The organism is Streptomyces sp. NPDC029152 (genome assembly GCF_055564355.1).
In genome coordinates, this window is record NZ_JBVHWR010000010.1 from 127,115 (window position 1) to 150,110 (window position 22,996).

Sequence of the window (22,996 nt, forward strand, 5' to 3'; positions counted from 1 at the left end):
CCGGCCGGTGCTCCGGTCCGGGCCGCGACGGCCCCGCTGTGGCAGGCTGGAAGGGGAACCGAGGCCGTACGGGGCCGCCCCCGTGCCCCCGGCAGACGAGGAGCGCAGCCCATGCCCGTCGAACCGCTGTCGCAGAAGGAGATCGAGGAACGGCTGGCCGAGCTGCCGGGCTGGTCCCTCGAGGCCGGCCGCCTCACCCGCGCCTACCGGCTCGCCTCGCACTTCGCGGCCGCCGCGATGGCCGTCCACATCGCTCAGGTGCAGGAGGAACTCGACCACCACTCCGACCTGACCCTCGGCTACCACACGGTGACCCTGGCGGTCAGCACCCACAGCGCGGGCGGCGCCGTCACCGAGAAGGACGTCGAGCTCGCCCGCAGGGTGGAGGAACTGGCCGGGGGTCACGGGGCACACTGACCGTGTGCTCGACTACGACCAGGAAGCGGAACGCTACGACGCCCTGCGCGGCGGCGAACCCCGTGCCGAAGCCGCCGCACGGGCCGTCCTGGGCCTCGTGCCCCCTCGGGCGCGCAGCCTGCTGGACGTCGCCTGCGGCACCGGCATCGTCACCGGCCGGCTCGCGGCCGCGCGGGAGGGGCTGCGCGTGACCGGCGTCGACCTCGCCCCCGCCATGGCCCGCCGCGCCGCCGCCCGGCTCCCCGGCGCCGTCGTGCTGGCCGACAGCCGCCGCCTTCCCTTCCGGGACGGCGAGTTCGACGCCGTGAGCAGCGTGTGGCTGCTGCACCTGGCCGGCAGCGCCGAGGACGCGCGCGCCATCGTCGGCGAGTGCGCCCGCGTGCTGCGGCCCGGCGGGGTGTACGTCACGACCGTGGACAAGGGCGCCTCGCACAACGTGGGCAGCGACATCGACGCCGTGCTCGCCGAGCGGCCGCCCAGCACCGCCCGCGACGCCGCCGAGCGGATCGGGACCTACGCCCGCGCCCACGGCCTGGCACCGGCCGGCGAGGCCCGCTTCACCGGCCACGGCCAGGGCCGCAGCCCTCGGCGCACCATCGCCGACCTGCGGCGCGGCTGGTTCGTCACGCTGCCGCCGGGCGGCGAACTCGCCGAGCGCTTCGCCGAGCGCCTCGCGGCCCTGCCGGACCAGGACCGGCCCCGGCCCGATCCGGTCTTCACCCTCCGCGCGTTCGCGAAACCGTAGCCGGAGGGCGGCAACCCCACTGTCCCCGGCGGCGACTGGGGGACGGAAAACCGTCCGTCCCCCAGGAGGTCCGCCCCGTGAGCCACCCCCACAAGCACCGCAGACGCCCCCTCGCCCTGGCCGCGGCCCTCGCCGCCGCCGGACTCCTCGGCACCGGCCTGACGACCCTCACCACCGACACCGCGCAGGCCGCCACCGCCCGGCAGGCCGAGGCCCTGGACCGGGGCGTGGTCAGCGTCCACACCGCCGACGGCAACCTGGTCGGCTGGCGCTGGCTCGGCACCGATCCGGACGACGTCGCCTTCAACGTCTACCGGGCCGGCACGAAGGTCAACTCCTCGCCCGTCACCGGCTCCACCACCTACTTCCACGCCGGCGCCCCCGCCCAGGCCGACTACACGGTCCGCGCCGTGGTGAACGGCGTCGAACAGGGCGACTCGGTCCACGCGATCCAGTTCCGGGCCGGCTACAAGGACGTCCCCGTCAGCCCGCCGGCCGGCGGCACGACCCCCGACGGCGTCTCCTACACCTACGAGGCCAACGACGCCTCCGTCGGCGACCTCGACGGCGACGGCGCCCTCGACATCGTCCTCAAGTGGCAGCCCACCAACGCCAAGGACAACTCCCAGTCCGGCTACACCGGCAACACGATCGTCGACGGCGTCAGGCTCGACGGCACCCGCCTGTGGCGCGTCGACCTGGGCCGCAACATCCGCTCCGGCGCCCACTACACGCAGTTCCAGGTGTACGACTACGACGGCGACGGCAGGGCCGAGGTCGCCATGAAGACCGCCGACGGAACGAAGGACGGCACCGGCGCGGTCATCGGCAGCTCCTCGGCGGACCACCGCAACTCCTCCGGCTACGTCCTGTCCGGCCCCGAGTACCTGACGATGTTCGACGGGCGGACCGGCAAGGCCATGGGCACCGTCGACTACGTCCCCGCCCGGGGCACCGTCTCCTCCTGGGGCGACTCCTACGGCAACCGCGTCGACCGCTTCCTGGCGGGCACGGCGTACCTGGACGGCTCCCGGCCCTCCCTGATCATGGCCCGCGGCTACTACACGCGCACGGTCGTCGCCGCCTGGGACTGGCGCGGCGGGTCCTTCACCCGCCGCTGGACCTTCGACACCAACTCCTCGACCAACAGCGGCAAGGGCTACGACGGGCAGGGCAACCACCAGCTGTCCGTCGCGGACGTCGACGGTGACGGCAAGGACGAGATCGTCTACGGCGCCATGGCCGTCGACGACGACGGCGGCGCCCTGTGGACCACGCGCAACGGCCACGGCGACGCCATGCACGTCGGTGACCTGGATCCGTCCCGTCCCGGCCTGGAGGAGTTCAAGGTCGACGAGGACGGATCGAAGCCCTCGTCCTGGATGGCGGACGCGCGCACGGGGCAGGTCGTCTGGTCCACTCCCGCGGGCGGCGACAACGGCCGGGGCGTCTCGGCCGACATCTGGTCCGGCAGCGCGGGCGCCGAGTCCTGGTCGTCCGCCGAGAGCGGCATCCGTGACCCGAAGGGCACCGTGGTGAACGGCCGCAAGCCCTCCAGCACCAACTTCCTGTCCTGGTGGGACGGCGACCCCGTCCGCGAACTCCTCGACGGCACCCGCATCGACAAGTACGGCACCTCCGGTGACACCCGCCTGCTCACCGGCTCTGGCGTCGCGTCGAACAACGGCACCAAGGCCACGCCGGTCCTCTCCGGCGACATCCTCGGCGACTGGCGCGAGGAGGTCGTCTGGCGGACCGGCGACAACAAGGCCCTGCGCATCTACTCCACGCCGTACGACACGGACACCCGCATCACGACGCTGCTCCACGACACCCAGTACCGCACGGCTCTGGCCTGGCAGAACACCGCCTACAACCAGCCGCCCCACCCGAGTTTCTTCATCGGCGCCGGGATGGCGAGGGCACCGAGGCCGGCGGTGTTCACCCCCTGACCGCGGGCGCCCCGGTCACGCGGCCGGGGCGCTCCCGGTCCCGAACCGATGGGCTCCAACGGGCCAGGTCCCCGCGGCGACGTGCGGCGATGGCATCCCGTTTCGGCACCTTTCGGGGGACCATGACGGACAGTGTTCCCGCCCGGCCCGCCACTTTGCCCGCACCACCCGAGTTTCTTCATCGGCGCCGGGATGGCGAGGGCACCGAGGCCGGCGGTGTTCACCCCCTGACCCCGGGCGCCCGGTCACGCGGCCGGGGCGCCACCCGTGCCCGACGCGCCACCCGTCGCGCGGGGGAAGGGACCCGGTCCGCTCGCCGCCGGGCTCCTCGGCCCGGCCGTCCGCTGCCCGGCCACCGTCCGCACCGCCGCCGTCGACGCGTGGCTCCCCCTGCTCCGAAGCACTCCCTACCGGTCGCGCTCGGGCCAGACGAGGCCCTGATCGGTCCAGACGACACCCTTGTTGCGGCAGAGGCAGAAGGGATGGCCGACGGGGTCGGTGTAGACGCGGAAGCCGTAGCCGTCGGGGTCGGTGCAGTCCCGCTGCAGGGTCGCGCCGAGGGCCAGGACGCGGCGCTGTTCGGCCTCGATGTCGTCCACCTCGAAGTCGAGGTGGAACTGCTTGGGGTGCTCGTTGTCGGGCCACTGCGGGGCGCGGTAGTCCTCCACCCGGATGAAGGCCAGCTCGATCTCACCGAACCGGATACCGGCCCAGTTCTCGTCGCTGCCCTCCTTGACCGGGAGCCCCGTCACCTCGGAGTAGAAGGCTGCCAGCGCCATCGTGTCCGGGCAGTCGATGATGAAGTCGGTCAGGCGTAGCATCCCGCGATCTTGTCACAGGACCGAACGGGCCGGACCCCGGGGCATCGACCCGCACCGCGCCACCGACACGGTTTCGTCACGGGACCCTCACCCCGGGTGTTTCCGGGAGATGATGGGCCACGCAACCGCATCGGTCCCGGGGGAAGAACCTTGAGCAACCACACCACGCCGCCGCCCGTGCCGCCCTACTGGCCGCCGGCGCCCCCGCAGCCCCCGAAGCGGAACCACACCGCGCTCGTCGCGGTCGCCGCGGCCGTCGTCGCCGCGGCGGTCGCGGTCGCGGTCACCCTCGGCGTCACCGGCGACGACGAGGCGAAGCCGGCGCCCACGGTCACCGTGACGGAGACCGCGGACGCCGGGGACACCACCGCGGCCGACGAGGAGACCGAGCCCGTCCCGCAGGCGCCCGACGACGGGGTGCACGCCCTCGGCGACACCGTCACCTACGACAACGACGTCCGGGTCGGCCTCTCCGGCTTCGAGCGGGCCGTGTCCACGGACACCGCCATGCCCGAGAGCACGCCGTACGTGAGGTTCACCGTCAAGGTCGACAACGGCGGCAGCGAGACGCTCGACGCCACCGCGCTCACCGTCAACTGCGCCTACGGCGAGGACGGCCACAGCAGCGAGGCCGTCTTCGACAGCGCCACGGGGCTGAACGGCGGCCCCGAGACGCGGCTTCTCGCCGGACGGTCGATCAACGTGCCGTGGGGCTGCGAACTCCCGAAGGGCGAGAAGGTCGTCCAGATCGAGGTCGCCCCGGACTACGAGTCGGAGACGGCCGTCTTCACCGGATCGATCGGGTGACGACCGAGCACGGCCGGCCGTCGAGGGTGTAGGACGCCGGTTCCGTGTTCGCCCCCGACCACTCGGCCGTGAAGCCGAAGTCCACCGAGGAGCCGGCCGCGACAACGGCGTTCCAGCCCACGTTCCTCGCCGTCACCGCGCCGCCCGATCCGGTGTGCTCCGCGTTCCACATCCGGGTCACCCGCTGGCCGTCGGCGAACGACCAGCCGAGCGACCAGCCGTTCCACGGGAGCGGACCGGTGTTGGTCAGCCGTACGTCCGCCTGGAAGCCGCCCGTCCACTGGTTCGTGATCGTGTACGCCACCGCGCAGGCGCCCGTCGGCGTGGGGCCGGTGCCGCCGCCGTCGTCCCCGCCGCCGGCGCCGGACGAGTCGCCGTAGACGACGCCGCGGCCGTTGGTGGCCACGTACACCCGCCCGAACACCCGTGGATCGCCCGTGATCGCGGCCCCCGTCCAGCCCCACTGGTGGGCGTCGTCGTTGACGCGGGTCCAGCTCGCCCCCTTGTCGGTCGAGCGGAAGACGCCGCGCACACCGCCGATCTTCGCGCTGGTGTAGAGCGTCTGGTACGAGGCGCCCGGCGCGGCCTTGCCGAAGCCGATCGTGTCGGCCTGCTCGACGTTCGGCAGCTTCGTGAAGGTCGCGCCGCCGTCCACGGAGTGCCACAGGCCGTACGCGCCGTCGGTGGCGCCGCCGGCCAGCCAGACGTCGCCCTTCGCGCCCGGGAGCGCCTTGAAGCGGACGCTGTCACCGGCGGGCAGGCCGGTCGCGGCGGACGCGCGGAAGGTGGCGCCGCCGTCGGTGCTGACGTAGAACTTCCCGGACCTGAAGGCGTAGAAGGTCTTCGGATCGACCCGGTCGGACTCGACGACCGCGCCCGCCGGGACACCGCTGGAGGCCTGCCACGACGTACCGAAGCCGTTCGTGTGGTGGACGCCGGCGCCCTGCGGGCTCCACACGAAGCGGCCGCCGTCCGCCCCGGCCGCGACCGTTCCGCCGCCGCTCACCCCCGAAGGATCCGTGCCGCCGAACCAGTGGGCGCCGTTGTCCGTGGAGAACGCGATGTGCGGTCCGGAGTCCAGGTCCCCGGTCCGCACGACCGTGTCCGGGTTCGTCTCGGCGAAGTCCAGACTCGTCGTCGAGGTGAAGTTCGGCGAGGTGTACATCATCGACGGGACCTCGGTCAGGCTCGTGTGCCGGAAACCGCCGATGTCACCGAGCGCGCTGAGCAGAGGGGCGCCCGACGGGGGAGAGACGAGGTCGTTGACGGCCGTCTCCTCCAGGCCCCGCACCATGGGCCCGAGGGCGAACTTCGCGCCGGAGTCCCAGTTCGTCAGGTTCTCCGTGCCGTAGACCGTCGCGCCCGTCCCGTACATCATCCGGTCCGAGTCGAACGGGTCGATCTCCAGCGACTCCGTCATCCAGCCCAGCTTCGGGGTCTGTTCGGGCGGAGACGGATGCGCGCCCCACGTCAGCCACGGCGTGGACGAGACGTCCATCGTGTAGCGGTTCTCCCTTTCCGGGTACGACGTGTGGCTCCACGCCTGCGTCCAGGTCCCGCCGCTGTCCGTGGAGCGGAAGATCTGCGTGTCCGGCCACCAGGAGCTGTAGGCCGTCGCCATGACCGTCCCGGGGTGCTGCCGGTCGACGGTCAGGCCGCTGAACCCGTAGTACGTGTCGGCCTCGGCGACCGGGCTGATGTCGGTCCAGGCGCCGGTCGCCGTCGCGTACCGGTACAGCCGGCCCCTGCCGCCGTCGTACGGGCCGCCCGTGTCGCTGTACGCCAGGTAGAGGAAGCCGTTCTCGGCGTCCAGCACGCCCTTGTGGGCCAGGTACCCCGTCGGCTGGCCGGCGATCCGCTGCCAGGTCGCGCCCGCGTCCGTGGAGCGGTAGACCGCGTTCTCCTTGTCGGCGACCCCGACGTAGACCGTCTTCGTGGCCGTGCCCGCACCGCCCGTCGACTCGTCGAAGGTGACCCAGACGATGCCCTGGTTGTCGGAGGCGTAGCCGCTTGCGTCGCTCGGGTCCTGCGCGTAGTCGCCGGGGTTGGGGAAGGCGCTCACCCGCGACCAGGTGACGCCCGCGTCGGCCGACCGCCACAGGCCCTTGCCGCTGGGCGCGCCCAGGTACAGCACGTCGTTGTCGTGCGGGTCGACGGCGAGGCGTTCGCCCATGCCGCGGCCGGGCATGTTGCCGCCCAGCTTGAACGGCAGGTCCGTCTTCTCCCAGGTCGCGCCCCGGTCGGCGGAACGCAGCACGGCGCCGTTCATCGGGTCCCAGTCGTTGGTGTAGGTGCCGACCGCCGCGTACACCCGGTCCGGGTCGACGGGGTCGGCGGCGATGCCGGCCACGCCCGTGTGGCCCCAGTCGTCCCAGCCGACGTGGTCGAGCAGCGGCGTCCAGCTCTTCGTGTCCTGCTGCCAGCGGTAGGCGCCGCCGATGTCGGTGCGGGCGTAGACCAGGTCCTTCTCGGCGCGGCTGAAGACGATGCCGGGGACGAAGCCGCCCCCGTCGATCCGGGCGTTCCTCCAGGTGTAGGTGTCGGCGGTGGTCCGGGGCTGCGGGGGGTCGGCGGCCAGGGCGGCGGGGGCGCCCGAGAGCAGGCCGGCGGCCAGCGCGAGGACGGCCGTCAGGACGCGGGTTCTTCGCACGACGGGAGACCTTCCTTCCGTTCGGGAGGACCGGTGGGGAGGCGGTGCGGGAAGGCGGTGCGGGAGGGCCGTCCGGGAGGGAGACGTGCGAGGACCGGGCGGCCCCCGGCGTGGACGGGGGCCGCCCGGCGGGTCGGTCCCGTCGTCCGGTGACGGGACCGAGCACGCGGAGCCGTCAAGCGCCGCCGGGGAGGGGAACGGTGCCCACCGCGCCCCGGAAAGGGGCGCGGTGGCCGCGCGACCAGCCACACACGGTCCGCAGCCGAAGGACCGCCCGACCCGCGGAGCGCTTCGCGGGGACTATTCGAGCAGCTCCGCGTACGCACCCATGGCGAGGGCGATGTCCGCCTGCGCCCAGAACCGGTGGTACGTGAACGTGGGCGCGGCACCGCCCGCGAGGTAGCTCTCGATCTTCGACCAGGCCGGGTCGTCCTGGTAGAAGGAGCGGATCGAGGAGAACGTGGACGACGCGCCGATCGTGTCGCCGTTGGGCATGGTGCCGGTCCAGCCGTTCGGGACGTGCACGCCGTCGTCGAAGCGGTTGTAGTCGGCGCGGGTCTCCGGGACGGCGATGCCGAGCGCGTCCTGGTTGTTCTTCCACATGCCGTCCAGCAGCGCCTTGGCCGTCGCGGCCGCCTGCGTGTCGCCCGAGCGGTCGGCGTAGTACGTCAGGGTCTTGGCGTACGCGGCCGCCACACCGACGTCGTCGGTGTAGTCGGCGACCGTGACGTGCAGGCCGTCGTTGTCGCCCGGGGACGCGGCGTTCCAGGTGTCGGGCTTGCCCGACCACTGGAGCGTCGACGGGATCCGGAAGCTGCCGTCGGGGTTGACCGTCGTCTCCGACAGCGCCCAGTCGACCCACTTGTCGAGGACCGTCTTGGCGTCCGCGTCACCGCTCTGCTGGTAGTACTCGGCGACCCGTTCCATGGACCACGCCTGGAAGCCGAACCACTGGTTGGACGGCGGGTCGTGGTACACCGGCTTCTCGTCGTAGTACATGCCGTAGAACGTCGGTGTACCGGCCGGCGGCGTCGCGTACCGGCCCGCCCAGCTGTTGGTCGCGCCGCCCGCGATGGCGCCCTCGTCGGACTGCAGCCAGCGGTAGAACTCCAGCTGCCGGTCGAGGGACTTGGCCCAGTCCGCCGCGCCCGTCGCCGACTTGGGCTTCAGATCGGCGTAGCTGCTCAGGGCGTACGCGGCCAGCGGGTTCTGGTAGCCGCCGTGGGCGTGGCTGGAGCCGATGCGCCAGGCCCAGCCCGCCGAGGTGTCGGTGGCCCCGCCCCAGGCGTAGTACCAGGACAGCAGGTAGTGCGAGGAGTCCTTGCCGGTGCCGGCCGGGCAGCTCGCCGGGCCCACGCAGGAGCCGGCCTTCTTGAAGTACTTGTCGTACATCGCGTAGCGCAGGTAGTCGCCCATCTTGGCGGCCTTGGCGACCGTCCCGGAGACCGCGGCGCCCTTGCCCTGCTGCTTGGCCCAGACGTCCGCCCAGTACGCGGCCTGCACGGCGCGCGCGTCGGCGTCCGGGGCGTTGGTGAACTTCCACTGCTTCGCGTACGACGCGTCGCCCGTGAACAGGTCCAGGTACCCGTTCTTCCCGCCGTACTTGAAGGCGTCGCAGGTAGGCTGCGGCACCGTCTCCCACACCGACTCCTGCGCGCCGCGCTGGAAGGTGTTGATGTACGACGGCCCCGTGTCGGACGGACCCGCCTCGCACTTGCCGGGGGAGTTGCCGTAGCCGTAGACGTTGTCGACGTCCTGGAGCCAGTGCATGCCGTACACGTCGTCCGTGCCGTACGCCGACTTCAGTTCGGCGGCGATCGGGTCCCGGCCGACGGGCACGGTGCCGTCGAGCTTCGCCGGGTACTCCTCCGGCGTGTCCAGCTCGGGAGCGTACGTGGCCGGCTTGGACGCGTCGTAGAAGGAGTTGGTCGGCTGGTCGGCGTGCGTGGGGATCATGTACTTCTCCATGATTCCCCAGGCGTTGTTGAACTTCGACCAGTCACCGGTCACCTTGCCGTACATCGCCTGGAGCCACAGCAGGTAGCTGTACGCCTCGGACGTCGTCTCGTGCCCGTGGTCCGGCGCCTCGACGATCAGCGTCTCCACCGAGTGGTACGGGATGCCCTCCGGGGAGAAGTAGCCGTTCGCCGGGTCGGTGATCTTGCCGTAGAGCTCCAGGAAGCGGGCGTCGTAGTCCTTCGCCGCCGCGAGCTGGGTCACCGTCACCGCGGCCTTGCCGTGCCCCGGGGCCGTCGACTCGAAGACCGCCGAGCCGGTACCGGAGGCGTCGGCGGCCACGGTCACCTTCTGCGCGGTCTGCCAGTTCGACGGGGTGAAGGTGAGGCTCGCCCCGCCGGTGACGGACAGGCCGGTGTTGCCGCTCACCCGGGCCGTCGTCACGGTCACGTTCGCGGCCGGCTGCTTGGACAGCTTGACCTCGTACGTTCCCGACTCGCCCTGTTGGACGCCCAGTTGGGAAGGGGTCGCGACGACCGTCGGTCCCGAGGCGATCGTGATGCCGACCGGGGTCGAGTCCGCGGAGGCGCCCAGGCTGTCGTAGGCCTTCGCCACCAGGGAATGACTGCCCACGGTCAAGCCGGACGCCGAGTACGTGAACGGCGCGCTGGTGTCCGTGCCCAGCAGCGTGGTGTCGTCGTAGAACTCGACCTTGCTGACGGTGGCGCCGTCCGCGGCGGCGGCCGTGGCCGCCAGGGGCACCGCCGTGCCCTGCGAGTACACGGCGCCCGCCTCGGGGCTGGTCAGCACGGCGATCGGCGGCTGGTGCGCGCCGGTGCACGGGGTGCCGTTGACCGCGAAACCCGTCGGCGCGGCGTTGGTGCCGCTGTAGGTGAACTGCCCGCCGGCGGAGACGGCGGCGCCGGCCGCGATCCGCGCGTTGTACGGGGCGTTCTTCACGGTGACCGTCCGGCCGGACTGGGACCAGCTGCCGTTCCAGCCGTTCGTCAGCTTCTGGTCGCCCGTGTAGGAGTAGGTCAGCGTCCAGCCGTCGATGGCGTCGGCGCCGCGGTTGGTGAGGGTCAGATCGGCGGTGAAGCCGGAGCCCCAGTCGTTGGTCCTGTAGTCGACGCTGCACTGGAGTGCCGCCGCCCGGGCGGGAGTCGCGCCGGTGCCGACCATGGTGAGGGGAAGGGCCAGGGCCGCCGCCGCGGCCGTCCACAGATGCCGTGTGCCACGGCGTCTGCGTCTGCGTGAGGGATGCATGGTGCTGGTTCCTCCTTGCGGCTCGAAGGGGGAGTGGGGGAGGAGCGACAAGCCGTGAACCAGTGGGAGCGCTCCCATAGTGGGGAGAGGGGTCCGGACGGTCAAGACGTGTGAAGAGTCGAAAAGATTCGACAGGCGATGCGGACGGAAAGTCGGTGACTCCTCTGTTCTTTGCCGTCACTTGGCGCTACCTTCGCTTGCACCAGTGGGAGCGGTTCCACCAGTCGACGCGTCCGTCACGGCGCGCCCGAACTGCAAGGAGTCGCTCGTGCGTCACCCCCCGCTCCACCCCTCGCTCCACCTTCCGCGTCCAGGACCTCCGGCCGCCGATGCGACCGGTCCGGCGCGTGATCGTCCGATGTACCGGTGCACGGCTCTCCCCGAGGGCTGCCTCACCCTGCCCACGGGCCGTTCCCGGCCTCCGGCCGCGGCGGCGCCCCCGTGCCGCCCGGCAGCGGCCCGCATCCGGCAGGCACGCGGCTCCGCGCACCCCCACCCGCACTCCGACGACAGAAGGAACCCCCACTCATGACCCGTACCAGAACCGCGATGCTCGCCGCCCTGACGCTGGTCGCCGGCGCCTCCGGCACGGCCCTCGCCGCCCACTCGGCGAGCGCCGGCGCGGCGGCCGCCGCCTGTACCGTCGACTACAAGGTGCAGAACGACTGGGGCAGCGGCTTCACCGCCGCCGTGACCGTCACCAACAACGGCGCCGCCACCTCGAGTTGGTCGCTGGGGTGGACGTACGCGGGCAACCAGAGGGTGACCAACAGCTGGAACGCGAAGGTCAGCCAGAGCGGCGCCGCCGTCACGGCGGCCAACGAGTCCTACAACGGGACGCTCGCCACGGGCGGTTCGGCGAGCTTCGGATTCCAGGGCACCTACAGCGGCGGCAACGCGGTCCCGGCCACCTTCACCCTCAACGGCGTGACCTGCAACGTCGACGGCGGACCCACCGACCCCACCGACCCGACCGATCCCACGGACCCGACCGACCCCACCGGGCCGTCCGGCCGGGTGGACAACCCCTACGCCGGAGCCAAGGGGTACGTGAACCCGGAGTGGTCCGCGAAGGCGGCGGCCGAACCCGGCGGCAGCCGGATCGCCAACCAGCCCACCGGTGTCTGGCTGGACCGGATCGCGGCCATCAACGGCGTCAACGGCGGCATGGGCCTGCGCGACCACCTCGACGAGGCGCTGAAGCAGAAGGGCTCCGGCGAGCTGTACATCCAGCTCGTCATCTACAACCTGCCCGGACGCGACTGCTCGGCGCTCGCCTCCAACGGCGAGCTGGGCCCGACGGAGATCGACAAGTACAAGACGCAGTACATCGACCCGATCGCCGCGATCCTCGCCGACCCGAAGTACGCCTCGCTGCGGATCGTCACCACGGTCGAGATCGACTCGCTGCCCAACCTCGTCACCAACGTCTCGGGCCGGCCGACCGCCGTGCCCAACTGCGACGTGATGAAGGCCAACGGCAACTACCAGAAGGGCGTCGGCTACGCCCTGAACAAGCTCGGCGACGTCCCCAACGTCTACAACTACATCGACGCCGGCCACCACGGCTGGCTCGGCTGGGACGACAACTTCGGCCCCTCCGCCGACATGTTCAAGACGGCCGCCACCACCGAGGGCGCGACCCTGAGCGACGTCCACGGCTTCATCGTCAACACCGCCAACTACAGCGCGCTGAAGGAGAACAACTTCAAGATCACGGACAGTGTGAACGGCACGTCCGTGCGCCAGTCCAAGTGGGTCGACTGGAACCGCTACACCGACGAGCTGTCCTACGCCCAGGCCATGCGCGACAAGCTGGTGTCGATCGGGTTCGACAGCAAGATCGGCATGCTCATCGACACCTCCCGCAACGGCTGGGGCGGTACCCAGCGGCCCACCGGTCCCGGCGCCACGACCAACGTCGACACCTACGTCAACGGCGGCCGCTACGACCGCCGCATCCACCTCGGCAACTGGTGCAACCAGTCCGGAGCGGGCCTCGGCGAACGGCCGAAGGCCAACCCCGAGCCGGGCATCGACGCCTACGTGTGGATGAAGCCGCCGGGGGAGTCGGACGGCGCGAGCAAGCAGATCCCGAACGACGAGGGCAAGGGCTTCGACCGGATGTGCGACCCGACGTACACCGGGAACGCCCGCAACGGCAACAGCATGTCCGGTGCCCTCCCGGACGCCCCGCTCTCCGGGAAGTGGTTCTCCGCGCAGTTCCAGGAGCTGATGAAGAACGCCTACCCGCCCCTGTCGTGAGCGGGCTCCGGCGCGGTTAGACACCGTCGGGGTCCGGCCCGCCGCGGCCGGGCCCCGCACGGTCCTTTTGCGGCATCGGCAACAGAACTTGCCCCGGCGCGGAGAGTCGTCGCACCCTGACGGCCCCGCGAACGGAAGGCTGACCGGCATGGCGCACGACCACCACGACCACCATCACCGGGGCGACCGCGAGCCCGGTCGTCACCACGATCACGACCACGACGTCGACTGGGCCGCGATGGCCCCGCTGCTGGAGGCGCAGGCGGAGCTGCTCGCCCCCCTGTACAGGCAGGCCATGGCCTGGCTGGCGCGGGAGGCGGCCGACCCGGGGCTGGTCGTCGACGCGGGCAGCGGACCCGGCGTCGTCTCCTGCCTGTTCGCCGAGACCTTCCCGGGCGCCCGGGTCGTCGCCGTCGACGGGGCCGGCCCCCTCCTGGAGCGGGCCCGCGACCGGGCCGCCCGGCTCGGCGTCGCCGACCGCCTCGGCACCCTCACCGGCGACCTGCCGGGCGTCCTGGGCGAACTCGAACGCCCCGCCGGCCTGCTGTGGGCGAGCCAGAGCCTGCACCACCTGGGCGACCAGCGCGCCGCCCTCGCCGCGTTCGCCGGTCACCTCGCCCCCGGCGGCACGCTGGCGATCCTGGAGGGCGGCCTGCCCGCCCGCTTCCTGCCCCGGGACATCGGCATCGGCCGCCCGGGGCTGCAGGCCAGGCTGCACGCCGCCGAGGAGGACGCGTTCGCCGAGATGCGCGCGAGCCTGCCCGGCTCCGTGGCCGAGGCCGAGGACTGGCCGGCCCTGCTGACCGCGGCGGGCCTGGAGCACACCGGCACGCGCAGCTTCCTGCTGGACCTGCCCGCCCCCGTCTCCGACGAGGCCCGCGCCTACGTCACCGCGTCCCTGTCCCGGGTGCGGGAGCGCTTCGGCGACGGTCTCGACGCCGAGGACCGGGCCACCCTCGACCGGCTCCTCGACCCCGCGGACGAGGCGGGCGTGCACCGGCGGTCCGACGTGTTCGTCCTGCTGGCGCACACCGTCCACACGGCGGTGCGGCCCGCCGGCTGACGGCGGGGGTCCGGACGACGCGAGAGGGGCCCGGTCCTCGACGGACCGGGCCCCTCTCGTGCGTGCGGGTCAGACGACGTCGAACACCGCCGGGTCCGGGCCCAGCCGGCGGTCCTCGTTCAGCGCGCTGATCGCCGCGAGGTCCTCGGTGTCCAGGGAGAAGTCGAACACGTCGATGTTCTCCTTGATCCGTGCCGGCGTCACGGACTTCGGGATCACGACGTTGCCGATCTGGAGGTGCCAGCGCAGCACGACCTGGGCCGGGGTGCGGCCGTGCTTCTGGGCGATCGCCACGATCGCCGGGATCTCCAGGATGCCCTTGCCCGAGCCGAGCGGGGACCACGCCTCGGTGGCGATGCCCTGCTCCGCGTGGACCTCGCGGGCGGCGTGCTGCTGGAGGTGCGGGTGCAGCTCGATCTGGTTGACGGCCGGGACGACCGACGTCTCGGCGGTCAGCCGCTCCAGGTGCTCCGGCAGGAAGTTCGAGACGCCGATGGCCCGGACCCGGCCGTCGGCGTACAGCTTCTCGAACGCCTTGTACGTGTCGACGTAGCGGTCCTTCGACGGCAGCGGCCAGTGGATCAGGTACAGGTCCACGTAGTCGAGGCCGAGCTTGGCCAGCGACGTGTCGAAGGCGCGCAGGGTGGCGTCGTACCCCTGGTCGCTGTTCCAGAGCTTGGTGGTGACGAAGAGGTCCTCGCGGGCGATGCCGGAGGCGGCGATGGCCTTGCCGGTGCCCTCTTCATTGCCGTAGATCGCCGCTGTGTCGATGCTGCGGTACCCGGCCTCCAGGGCCGTGGCGACGGCCGTCTCGGCCTCGTCGTCCGGCACCTGCCAGACGCCGAAGCCCAGCTGGGGCATCTCGACGCCGTTGTTCAGGATGATCGGGGGGACCTTGCTGCTCACGAGCTCTTGATCCTTCGGTTGTGGTCAGGTGGTACTCCCATCGTCAACGATCACGGGGCGCCGCGCATTCCTGACCGCGGAACTCATGCCCGGTACAGGGCTTCGACCTCGGCGGCGTAGGCCTTCTCGATGGCCTTGCGCTTGAGCTTCAGCGACGGGGTCAGCAGTCCCTGCTCCTCGGTGAACGGCTGGGCCAGGATGCGGAAGGTGCGGATCGACTCGGCCTGGGAGACGAGCGTGTTGGCCGCGACGACCGCGCGCCGCACCTCCGTCTCCAGGTCGGCGTCGCGCACCAGGTCGGCCGGGGCCGTCCGGGGCTTCTTGCGCATCGCCAGCCAGTGCTCGACCGCCTCCTGGTCGAGGGTGACGAGGGCGGCGACGTAGGGGCGGTCGTTGCCGACGACGATGCACTGGTTGACCAGTGGGTGGTCCCGGACGCGCTCCTCCAGCAGACCCGGCGAGACGCTCTTGCCGCCGGAGGTCACCAGGATCTCCTTCTTGCGGCCGGTGATGGTGAGGTAGCCGTCCTCGTCCAGCGAGCCGAGGTCGCCGGTGGCCAGCCAGCCGTCCTGGAGGGCCTCGTCGGTGGCCTTCGGGTTGTTGAGGTACCCCTGGAAGACGTTGCCGCCGTTCAGCCAGATCTCGCCGTCGTCCGCGATGTGCACGGTGACGCCCGGGACGGGGCGGCCGACCGTGCCGTAGCGGGTGCGCTCGGGCGGGTTGGCGGTGGCCGCCGCCGTGGACTCGGTCAGGCCGTAGCCCTCGTAGATCTGCACGCCCGCGCCCGCGAAGAACAGGCCGAGCCGCCGGTCCATCGCCGAGCCGCCCGACATGGCGTTGCGGATGCGTCCGCCCATCGCGGCCCGCACCTTGGCGTAGACGAGCTTGTCGAACAGCTGGTGCTGCACGCGCAGAGCCGCCGACGGGCCGGGCCCGGTGCCCCAGGCCTTCGCCTCCACCGCCTCCGCGTACTTCACGGCCACCTCGACGGCCTTCTCGAAGGGGCCGGCCCTCCCCTCCTTCTCCGCCTTGCGCCGGGCCGCGTGGAACACCTTCTCGAAGATGTAGGGCACGGCCAGGACGAACGTCGGACGGAAGGCGGCCAGGTCGGGCAGGAGCGCGGCGGCGTTCAGCTGCGGCTGGTGGCCGAAGCGGACCCGGCCCCGGATCGCCGCGACCTCCACCATCCGCCCGAAGACGTGCGCGAGCGGCAGGAACAGCAGGGTCGACGCCTCGTCGCCCTTCCTGGAGTGGAAGACCGGCTCCCAGCCCTCGACGACGGTGTCCGCCTCGTACATGAGGTTGCCGTGCGAGATGACGCAGCCCTTGGGGCGGCCCGTGGTGCCCGAGGTGTAGATGACGGTGGCGACCGAGTCGGGCGTGACCGCCCGCCGGTGCCGGTGCACCACCTCGTCGTCGAGGTGGGCGCCCGCGTCGTACAGCTGCTGGACGGCGCCGGAGTCCAGCTGCCACAGCCCGCGCAGGTGCGGCAGCCGGTCGATGACGGTGGCGATCGTCATCGCGTGGTCCTCGTGCTCCACGACCGCCGCCGTGACTTCCGCGTCGTGCAGCATCCACAGGCACTGCTCGGCCGACGAGGTCGGGTAGACGGGCACCACCTGGGCGCCGATCGTCCACAGCGCGAAGTCGAAGAGCGTCCACTCGTAGCGGGTGCGGGACATGACGGCGACCCGGTCGCCGAAGCGGACGCCCTGGGCGAGCAGGCCCTTGGCGAGGGCCAGCACCTCGTCGCGGAACGCGCCGGCGGTCACGTCCCGCCACCGCCCGTCCTCGTCCTTGCGGCCCAGTGCCACGCGCCGCGGGTCCTCCTGGGCATGGCGGAAGACCACGTCGGCCAGTCCGCCCACCGGTGGTGCCGACGCCGACGGAGGGTTGGTGAACTCGCGCAAACCCCGCTCCCCGCTCCTGGTGACGCCCCGCACGGCGCGGTGAAAGCTACCCCACGCGGGAAGGGGGCGGGAGGGCCGGCGGAGCGGACCGGGGCCCACGGCCGTGCGGGTCCGTGAGAGGAAATGCGCTCACATGGGGAAGGGTCGGACAGTTTCCTGACGGTCGAGTAAGTTTCGGTGCCGTAATCTCCACCGAATCTGTACGACCCGCCGCCCGCCGTGGGGGAACCGCCGCTCTCCTCCTCCAGCGCGGGCGCCCCGGATTCCGTCACACCCCCGCGAGGTCCGCGCGCCGGGGACGGTGCAGCCGGTCGCCCCCCGCCAGGACGGCCGCCGCCAGGGCGTCCGCGGCGCCCTGTGCCGAGGGGCGGCGGCGCCCGTGCACCAGCACGAAGTCGACGCGGCCCAGCTCGGGCAGCCCGGCCCGGTCCGGCACGCGCACCAGGCCGGGCGGGACGAGCCCTCGCGAGTGCGCCATCACGCCGAGGCCCGCGCGGGCCGCCGCGATCAGCCCGTTGAGGCTGCCGCTGGTGCAGACGATGCGCCACTCGCGGCCCTGCCGTTGCAGCGCGTCCAGCGCGAGCGCCCGGGTGATGCCGGGCGGCGGGTAGACGATCAGCGGCACCGGACGGTCCGGATCCAGGCGCAGCCGCTCGCCGCCGATCCACACCAGCCGGTCCTGCCACACCGGTTCGCCGCGCGGGTCCTCGGGACGCCGCTTGGCCAGCACCAGGTCGAGCTTCCCGGCGGCCAGCTGCTCGTGCAGCGTGCCCGACAGCTCGACCGTCAGCTCCAGGTCGACCTCGGGATGTTCCTGCCGGAAGCCCTCGAGGATCTCCGGCAGCCGGGTCAGCACGAAGTCCTCGGACGCCCCGAAGCGCAGCCGGCCGCGCAGCCGGGTGCCGGTGAAGAACGCCGTCGCCTGCTCGTGCGCCTCCAGGATCCGGCGCGCGAAGCCCAGCATCGCCTCGCCGTCCTCCGTCAGCTCCACGGAGTGCGTGTCGCGCGTGAACAGCCGGCGTCCGGCGGAGTCCTCCAGCCGCCGCACGTGCTGGCTCACCGTCGACTGGCGCAGCCCGAGCCGCCGCGCCGCCTGCGTGAAGCTCAGCGTCTGGGCCACGGTCAGGAAGGACCGCAGATGAGAGGGGTCGTACACACGGCCCACCGTACCCGGTCATCGCGGATCGTGATGACAGTGAGAGCGGGGTACCGGATTCCCGATCGCAGGGTGAGGGAGCACGATGGGGCGGGGACCCGTGTCCCGTGGAACAGGGAAGCGAACGAGCATGTGGAGCACCGTGAAACGCCTGCGTCGGCCGCGTCGGACGCCGATCGACCCGTACATCCTGCTGCTGCTCGGGACGGTGGGCCTCGCGGCGCTGCTGCCGGCCCGCGGGACGGGCGCCGACGTCGCCTCCGGGGCCTCCACCCTCGCGATCGCGTTCCTCTTCTTCCTGTACGGGGCCCGGCTGTCCACCCGTGAGGCGATGGACGGACTGCGGCACTGGCGCCTCCACGTCACCGTGCTGGCCTGCACCTTCGTCGTCTTCCCGCTGCTGGGCCTGGCGGCCCGCGGGCTCGTCCCGGTCCTCCTGACCGATCCCCTCTACCAGGGGCTGCTCTTCCTCACCCTGGTCCCGTCCACCATCCAGTCGTCGATCGCCTTCACCTCCATCGCCCGCGGCAACGTGCCCGCCGCTATCTGCGCGGGCTCCTTCTCCTCGCTGGCCGGCATCCTCGTCACCCCGCTGCTGGCCGCCGCCCTGCTCGGCGACAGCGGGGGCGGGTTCTCCGCCGACTCGGTGGTCAAGATCGTGCTGCAACTGCTGGTGCCGTTCGTCGCCGGGCAGGTGCTGCGCCGCTGGATCGGCGGGTTCGTCGCCCGGCACAAGAAGGTGCTCGGGCTCGTCGACCGCGGCTCGATCCTCCTCGTCGTGTACACGGCGTTCAGCGAGGGCATGGTGCGGGGCATCTGGCACCGGGTGAGCCCGGCCCGGCTGGCCGGCCTGCTGGCCGTGGAGGCGGTGCTGCTCGCCGTGATGCTGCTGCTGACCTGGTACGGGGCGAGGGCGCTGGGCTTCGGCCGGGCCGACCGGATCGCGATCCAGTTCGCCGGCTCCAAGAAGTCCCTCGCCTCCGGCCTTCCCATGGCGAGCGTCCTGTTCGGCGCGCACGCCTCGCTGGCCGTGCTGCCGCTGATGCTCTTCCACCAGATGCAGCTGATGGTGTGCGCGGTCATCGCCAAACGCCGGGCGCACGACCCCGAGCCGGACTCCGCGCGGAAGACGGACGGGGCGTCGCGGGCGGCCGTCGGCACAGGGACGGGCTCGCGCTGAGCCGCGTCAGGGGACGAGGACGACCTTCCCCAGGTTGGCGCGCGACCCGACCGCCTCGTGCGCCCCGGCCGCGTCCGCCAGGGCGAACGTGCCGTGCACGCAGGGCCGCAGTGTCCCCTCGGCGAACAGCGCCCACAGCTCCCGCCGCCACCGCTCGTACAGCTCCGGCTCCTCGCGGGCGATCCGCGCCGTCTGGAACCCGGTGACCGTCTTCGAGCCCGCCAGCAGGTCGTAGGCCCGGACGGTCCCGCCGCCCGAGCCGTACGCCACCAGCCGGCCGCCCGGGGTGAGGGCGGCGACGGCCGGGGCGAGCAGGTCGCCGCCCACCCCGTCGAGGACGTAGTCGACGGGCTCGCCCCAGCCGTTGCCGTAGACCACCACGTCGTCGACGCCCAGGGAGCGCACGAAGTCCGCCTTGGCCGGGTCGGAGACGGCGCCCACGACCCGGGCCGCGCCGCGTGTCCGCGCGAGCCGCACGGCCAGGTGGCCCACACCGCTCGCCGCCGCGGTGACGAGCGCCGACTCGCCCGGCCGGGGCCGCGCGGCCGCCAGGGCGCCCAGCGCGACGAGGCCGCTGCGGACCAGGGCCACCGCGTCGACCGCCCCGGCGCCGTCGGGGACCGGGGAGGCCATCGACCGGTGCAGGAGGGCGAAGTCGGCGTAGGCGTGGCCGAAGCACAGCCCCGTCACCCGGTCGCCCGTCCGGAAGCCGGTCGCGTCGTCGCCGGTGGCCACCACCTCCCCGGCGACCTCGCCCCCGAGGGGGACCGGCCCGGGGGCCTCCGTGACCTTGCGGACGACCGGCAGGGTGACGCCGACCGCCTCGCAGCGCACCAGCAGCTCGTCCGGGCCCGGCTCGGGCACGGGGACCTCCTCCAGGAACAGCGGACCTCCGGTGGACGCGTACCGGACGCGACGCATCGCCGCACCTCCCTTTCCGTTGGGGGCCCCAACGATATGGAGGAGTCGTGGGGATGTCCAACGACTTTGGATAGGCTGGCCCCATGGCCGACGCACCGCTTCCCGAGATCCGCTCCCTCCCCAGCTGGCAGCTGGGCCGCGCCGCCGCCCGCGGCCGGGCACTGGTGGCCGAGGCGCTGGCCGCGGAGGGGCTGAAGATGTGGCACCACGTGGTGCTCTCCGCCGTACGCGACCTCGCCCCCGTCGCCCAGGCCGACCTCGGCCGCGGCATCGGGCTCGACCCGAAGGACCTGGTCGGCGTCCTCAACGACCTCCAGTCCGCGGGCCTCGTCGTCCGGGCGCCGGACCCGGGGGACCGCCGCAAGAACGCCGTGTCCCTCACCGGGGAGGGCGACCGGGTGCTCACGCGGTGCGAGGAGGCGGCCCGCGCGGCCAACGAGGCACTGCTCGCGCCGCTCTCGGCGCAGGAACGGGCGCGGTTCATGGACATGGTCGGACGGGTCGCCGGCACGGACGGCGACCGGTGACGGCGAGCCGCGTGCGCCGCCGGGGGACGGCGGCGGGCACCCCGGCGGGAGGCGGCCGACGCCGGGCGCCCGGCCCGGCGGCCGGCGGCTCGCGGGCCGGGACGGGGCGGGGCCCCTGCGGCCCAGGGGCGCTCCCCGCCGGCCGGGGCCCCGCCGCCGTGCCGCGAAGAGGCGGTCAGTCCCGGGCGGCCGCGGCCCGCAGGGCGACGCGGTCCTCGCCCGCGTACACGTTCATGGAGGCGCCCCGCAGGAAGCCCACGAGGGTCAGCCCCGTCTCGGCGGCCAGGTCCACCGCCAGCGAGGACGGCGCCGAGACCGCCGCGAGCACCGGGACGCCCGCCATCACCGCCTTCTGCGCCAGCTCGAAGGAGGCCCGGCCCGACACCAGCAGCACGGACCGGGACAGCGGCAGGTCCCCGTTCTGCAGGGCCCGGCCGACCAGCTTGTCGACCGCGTTGTGCCGTCCCACGTCCTCCCGCACGTCCACCAGCTCACCGTCCTCGGTGAACAGGGCCGCCGCGTGCAGGCCGCCGGTGCGGTCGAAGACCCGCTGGGCGGCGCGCAGCCGGTCGGGCAGGTCCGCCAGCAGCTTCGGGGCGAGGCGGAGCGGGGGCGCGTCGGCGATCGGCCAGCGGGCCGTGGTGCGCACCGCGTCCAGACTGGCCTTGCCGCACAGACCGCAGGACGAGGTCGTGTAGACGTTGCGCTCCAGAGTGATGTCCGGAATCGGCACGTCGGGGGCCGTCTTCACGTCGACCACGTTGTAGGTGTTGGAACCGTCGGCCGTGGCGCCCGCGCAGTACACGATGTTCTGCAGGTCGCCCCGCTCGGCCAGGACCCCCTCGCTGACCAGGAAACCGGCCGCCAGCGCGAAGTCGTCGCCCGGCGTGCGCATGGTGATCGCGAGCGGTCTGCCGTTCAGGCGGATCTCCAGCGGTTCCTCGGCGACGAGCGTGTCCGGGCGGGTGGAGACCACCCCGTCCCGGACGCGGGTCACCCTGCGTCGTTCCGTGACTCGTCCCATGTCCGTGCCCCTCGTACCGGTCGGTCCCGGTTCTGTACGCGCTGGTGGCCGAAGCGGCCCTTGATGCACAGGTTGCCGTAGGTCACCGGGTCGTCGTGCGGCGAGGTGACCTCGACGATCACATTGTCCTGCACGTGGAGGGCCGGGTCGCGGCCCACTCCGCAGCAGGCGCACACCGTGGTCGTCTCCGTCCGCGGAAGGCGACCCGGCCGTTCACCGGACGAGGGGAGAGGGCGGCGCGGATGCTGACCGAAGCCGACAAGGCGGGCGCCCGTTTCCTGTCGCTTCACCTGCCGTCGTACTCACCGGTCACTGATCACACTGGTGGATCCCGTCCCCGAGGCAACGAGGATTCCACCCATGCACGGCTCCCGCATCACCGCCGTCGGCCACCACCAGCCCACCGGGACCCTGACCAACGAGGACCTGGCGGGCATGGTCGACACCAGCGACGAGTGGATCAGGAGCCGGGTGGGCATCCGCACCCGCCGCATCGCCGGGCCCGACGAGCCCGTCGACGAGCTGGCCGGCCACGCCGCCGCCAAGGCGCTCGCCGCGGCCGGGCTGACGCCCGCGGACGTGGACCTGGTGCTGGTCGCCACCTCCACCGCCGTCGACCGCTCACCGAACATGGCGGCCCGGGTCGCCGCCCGCCTCGGCATGCCCGGGCCCGCCGTGCTGGACCTCAACGTCGTCTGCGCCGGCTTCACCCACGCCCTGGCCGCCGCCGACCACGCCGTCCGGGCCGGTTCGGCGAACCGCGCCCTGGTCATCGGCGCGGACAAGATGTCCGAGGTGACCGACTGGACCGACCGCACCACCTGCGTGCTCGTCGGCGACGGGGCGGGGGCCGCCGTCGTGGAGTCCTGCGCCCCGGGCGAGGACGCGGGGATCGGCCCCGTCCTGTGGGGCTCGGTGCCCGAGATGGGCAACGCGGTCCGCATCGAGGGCACACCCCCGCGGTTCGCGCAGGAGGGGCAGAGCGTCTACCGCTGGGCCACCACGAAACTGCCCGCCATCGCCCGCCGGGCCTGCGAACGCTCCGGGCTCGAACCCGCCGACCTCGCAGCCGTCGTCCTGCACCAGGCGAACCTGCGCATCATCGAGCCCCTCGCGGCGAAGATCGGCGCCGTCAACGCGGTCGTCGCCCGCGACGTCGTGGAGTCCGGCAACACCTCGGCGGCGAGCATCCCCCTCGCCTTCTCCAAGCTCGTCGAACGGGGCGACATCGCGGCCGGGGACCCGGTGCTGCTCTTCGGCTTCGGCGGGAACCTCTCCTACGCCGGGCAGGTCGTCCGCTGCCCGTGACGCGACGCCGCTTGGCCCCGGCCGGGCGGTGACGCGGCCGACGCCCGCACCCCCGGCCGCCGTGCGCCGTGGACCGCAGACGAAAGACGATCGATGCCCGGCGTACCGCTCGTGCCGTCCTT

The 22,996-nt window shown here is 72.7% G+C and carries 17 protein-coding genes and 1 pseudogene; 9 read left to right on the forward strand and 9 right to left on the reverse strand.

All coding sequences use genetic code 11. The features are described from left to right. Positions 1 to 111 precede the first annotated feature (111 nt). The 3 genes from ACZ4V6_RS21980 to ACZ4V6_RS21990 all read left to right on the forward strand — a co-directional run bounded on the left by ACZ4V6_RS21980 (position 112) and on the right by ACZ4V6_RS21990 (position 3,114). Entirely contained in the window at positions 112 to 417 is a 306-nt protein-coding gene (locus ACZ4V6_RS21980; RefSeq protein WP_467829927.1) for a 4a-hydroxytetrahydrobiopterin dehydratase, read from the forward strand. A gap of 4 nt (positions 418 to 421) precedes the next feature. Beyond that, on the forward strand, positions 422 to 1,162 hold the full coding sequence (locus tag ACZ4V6_RS21985; RefSeq protein ID WP_467829930.1) for a class I SAM-dependent methyltransferase: 741 nt from the start codon (positions 422 to 424) through the stop codon (positions 1,160 to 1,162). Positions 1,163 to 1,239: 77 nt separating this feature from the next. Continuing rightward, positions 1,240 to 3,114 carry a rhamnogalacturonan lyase gene (locus ACZ4V6_RS21990; protein ID WP_467829933.1) on the forward strand — a complete coding sequence of 625 codons (1,875 nt, stop codon included), beginning with the start codon at positions 1,240 to 1,242 and terminating at the stop codon, positions 3,112 to 3,114. A 407-nt stretch (positions 3,115 to 3,521) separates the two neighbouring features. On the opposite strand, the gene ACZ4V6_RS21995 is transcribed toward ACZ4V6_RS21990, so the two are convergent. Next, entirely contained in the window at positions 3,522 to 3,935 is a 414-nt protein-coding gene (locus ACZ4V6_RS21995; protein ID WP_467829936.1) for a VOC family protein, read from the reverse strand. A gap of 150 nt (positions 3,936 to 4,085) precedes the next feature. On the opposite strand from ACZ4V6_RS21995, the gene ACZ4V6_RS22000 reads away from it, so the two are divergent. After that, positions 4,086 to 4,742 (forward strand): hypothetical protein, encoded by a 657-nt coding sequence (locus ACZ4V6_RS22000; RefSeq protein ID WP_467829938.1) that lies wholly within the window; start codon positions 4,086 to 4,088, stop codon positions 4,740 to 4,742. Here ACZ4V6_RS22000 and ACZ4V6_RS22005 read toward each other — a convergent pair. Continuing rightward, positions 4,723 to 7,392, reverse strand: coding sequence for a cellulose binding domain-containing protein (locus ACZ4V6_RS22005; protein ID WP_467829940.1), 2,670 nt, complete (start codon positions 7,390 to 7,392; stop codon positions 4,723 to 4,725). The two genes, ACZ4V6_RS22000 and ACZ4V6_RS22005, sit on opposite strands and share 20 nt — an antisense overlap. A 300-nt stretch (positions 7,393 to 7,692) precedes the next feature. Then, the gene (locus tag ACZ4V6_RS22010; RefSeq protein WP_467829943.1) at positions 7,693 to 10,614 is read right to left on the reverse strand and encodes a glycoside hydrolase family 48 protein; all 2,922 of its coding nucleotides are present in this window, start codon (positions 10,612 to 10,614) and stop codon (positions 7,693 to 7,695) included. Positions 10,615 to 11,142: 528 nt separating this feature from the next. Here ACZ4V6_RS22010 and ACZ4V6_RS22015 point away from each other — a divergent pair. After that, positions 11,143 to 12,879, forward strand: a complete 1,737-nt coding sequence (locus ACZ4V6_RS22015) for a glycoside hydrolase family 6 protein (RefSeq protein WP_467829945.1) — start codon at positions 11,143 to 11,145, stop codon at positions 12,877 to 12,879. A gap of 148 nt (positions 12,880 to 13,027) precedes the next feature. Beyond that, positions 13,028 to 13,942 (forward strand): class I SAM-dependent methyltransferase, encoded by a 915-nt coding sequence (locus ACZ4V6_RS22020; RefSeq protein ID WP_467829948.1) that lies wholly within the window; start codon positions 13,028 to 13,030, stop codon positions 13,940 to 13,942. Positions 13,943 to 14,011: 69 nt separating this feature from the next. Here ACZ4V6_RS22020 and ACZ4V6_RS22025 read toward each other — a convergent pair whose 3' ends face one another. The 3 genes from ACZ4V6_RS22025 to ACZ4V6_RS22035 form a co-directional block, all read right to left on the reverse strand. After that, entirely contained in the window at positions 14,012 to 14,848 is an 837-nt protein-coding gene (locus ACZ4V6_RS22025; protein WP_467829951.1) for an aldo/keto reductase, read from the reverse strand. A gap of 83 nt (positions 14,849 to 14,931) precedes the next feature. Continuing rightward, positions 14,932 to 16,758, reverse strand: a complete 1,827-nt coding sequence (locus ACZ4V6_RS22030) for an AMP-dependent synthetase/ligase (RefSeq protein WP_467829953.1) — start codon at positions 16,756 to 16,758, stop codon at positions 14,932 to 14,934. A gap of 268 nt (positions 16,759 to 17,026) precedes the next feature. After that, positions 17,027 to 17,914, reverse strand: coding sequence for a LysR family transcriptional regulator (locus ACZ4V6_RS22035; protein ID WP_467829955.1), 888 nt, complete (start codon positions 17,912 to 17,914; stop codon positions 17,027 to 17,029). A gap of 130 nt (positions 17,915 to 18,044) precedes the next feature. Between ACZ4V6_RS22035 and ACZ4V6_RS22040 the strand changes: the two genes are divergently transcribed. Next, entirely contained in the window at positions 18,045 to 19,094 is a 1,050-nt protein-coding gene (locus ACZ4V6_RS22040) for a bile acid:sodium symporter family protein (RefSeq protein WP_467829958.1), read from the forward strand. A gap of 6 nt (positions 19,095 to 19,100) precedes the next feature. Here the strand turns inward: ACZ4V6_RS22040 and ACZ4V6_RS22045 are convergent, their stop codons facing one another. After that, the gene (locus ACZ4V6_RS22045; RefSeq protein ID WP_467829960.1) at positions 19,101 to 20,015 is read right to left on the reverse strand and encodes a quinone oxidoreductase family protein; all 915 of its coding nucleotides are present in this window, start codon (positions 20,013 to 20,015) and stop codon (positions 19,101 to 19,103) included. A gap of 83 nt (positions 20,016 to 20,098) precedes the next feature. Here ACZ4V6_RS22045 and ACZ4V6_RS22050 point away from each other — a divergent pair, with 83 nt between their 5' ends. After that, positions 20,099 to 20,542 carry a MarR family winged helix-turn-helix transcriptional regulator gene (locus ACZ4V6_RS22050; RefSeq protein WP_467829963.1) on the forward strand — a complete coding sequence of 148 codons (444 nt, stop codon included), beginning with the start codon at positions 20,099 to 20,101 and terminating at the stop codon, positions 20,540 to 20,542. 175 nt (positions 20,543 to 20,717) lie between these two features. Here ACZ4V6_RS22050 and fdhD read toward each other — a convergent pair whose 3' ends face one another. Further along, positions 20,718 to 21,566: a formate dehydrogenase accessory sulfurtransferase FdhD gene (gene fdhD, locus ACZ4V6_RS22055; RefSeq protein WP_467829965.1), complete on the reverse strand. Its 849-nt coding sequence runs from the start codon at positions 21,564 to 21,566 to the stop codon at positions 20,718 to 20,720. Beyond that, positions 21,536 to 21,760: pseudogene (locus ACZ4V6_RS22060) on the reverse strand (hypothetical protein); the annotation flags it as partial. The gene fdhD and the pseudogene ACZ4V6_RS22060, both read right to left, overlap by 31 nt. A 166-nt stretch (positions 21,761 to 21,926) precedes the next feature. Between ACZ4V6_RS22060 and ACZ4V6_RS22065 the strand changes: the two are divergent. Further along, on the forward strand, positions 21,927 to 22,874 hold the full coding sequence (locus ACZ4V6_RS22065; RefSeq protein WP_467829967.1) for a beta-ketoacyl-ACP synthase III: 948 nt from the start codon (positions 21,927 to 21,929) through the stop codon (positions 22,872 to 22,874). Positions 22,875 to 22,996: the final 122 nt, after the last annotated feature.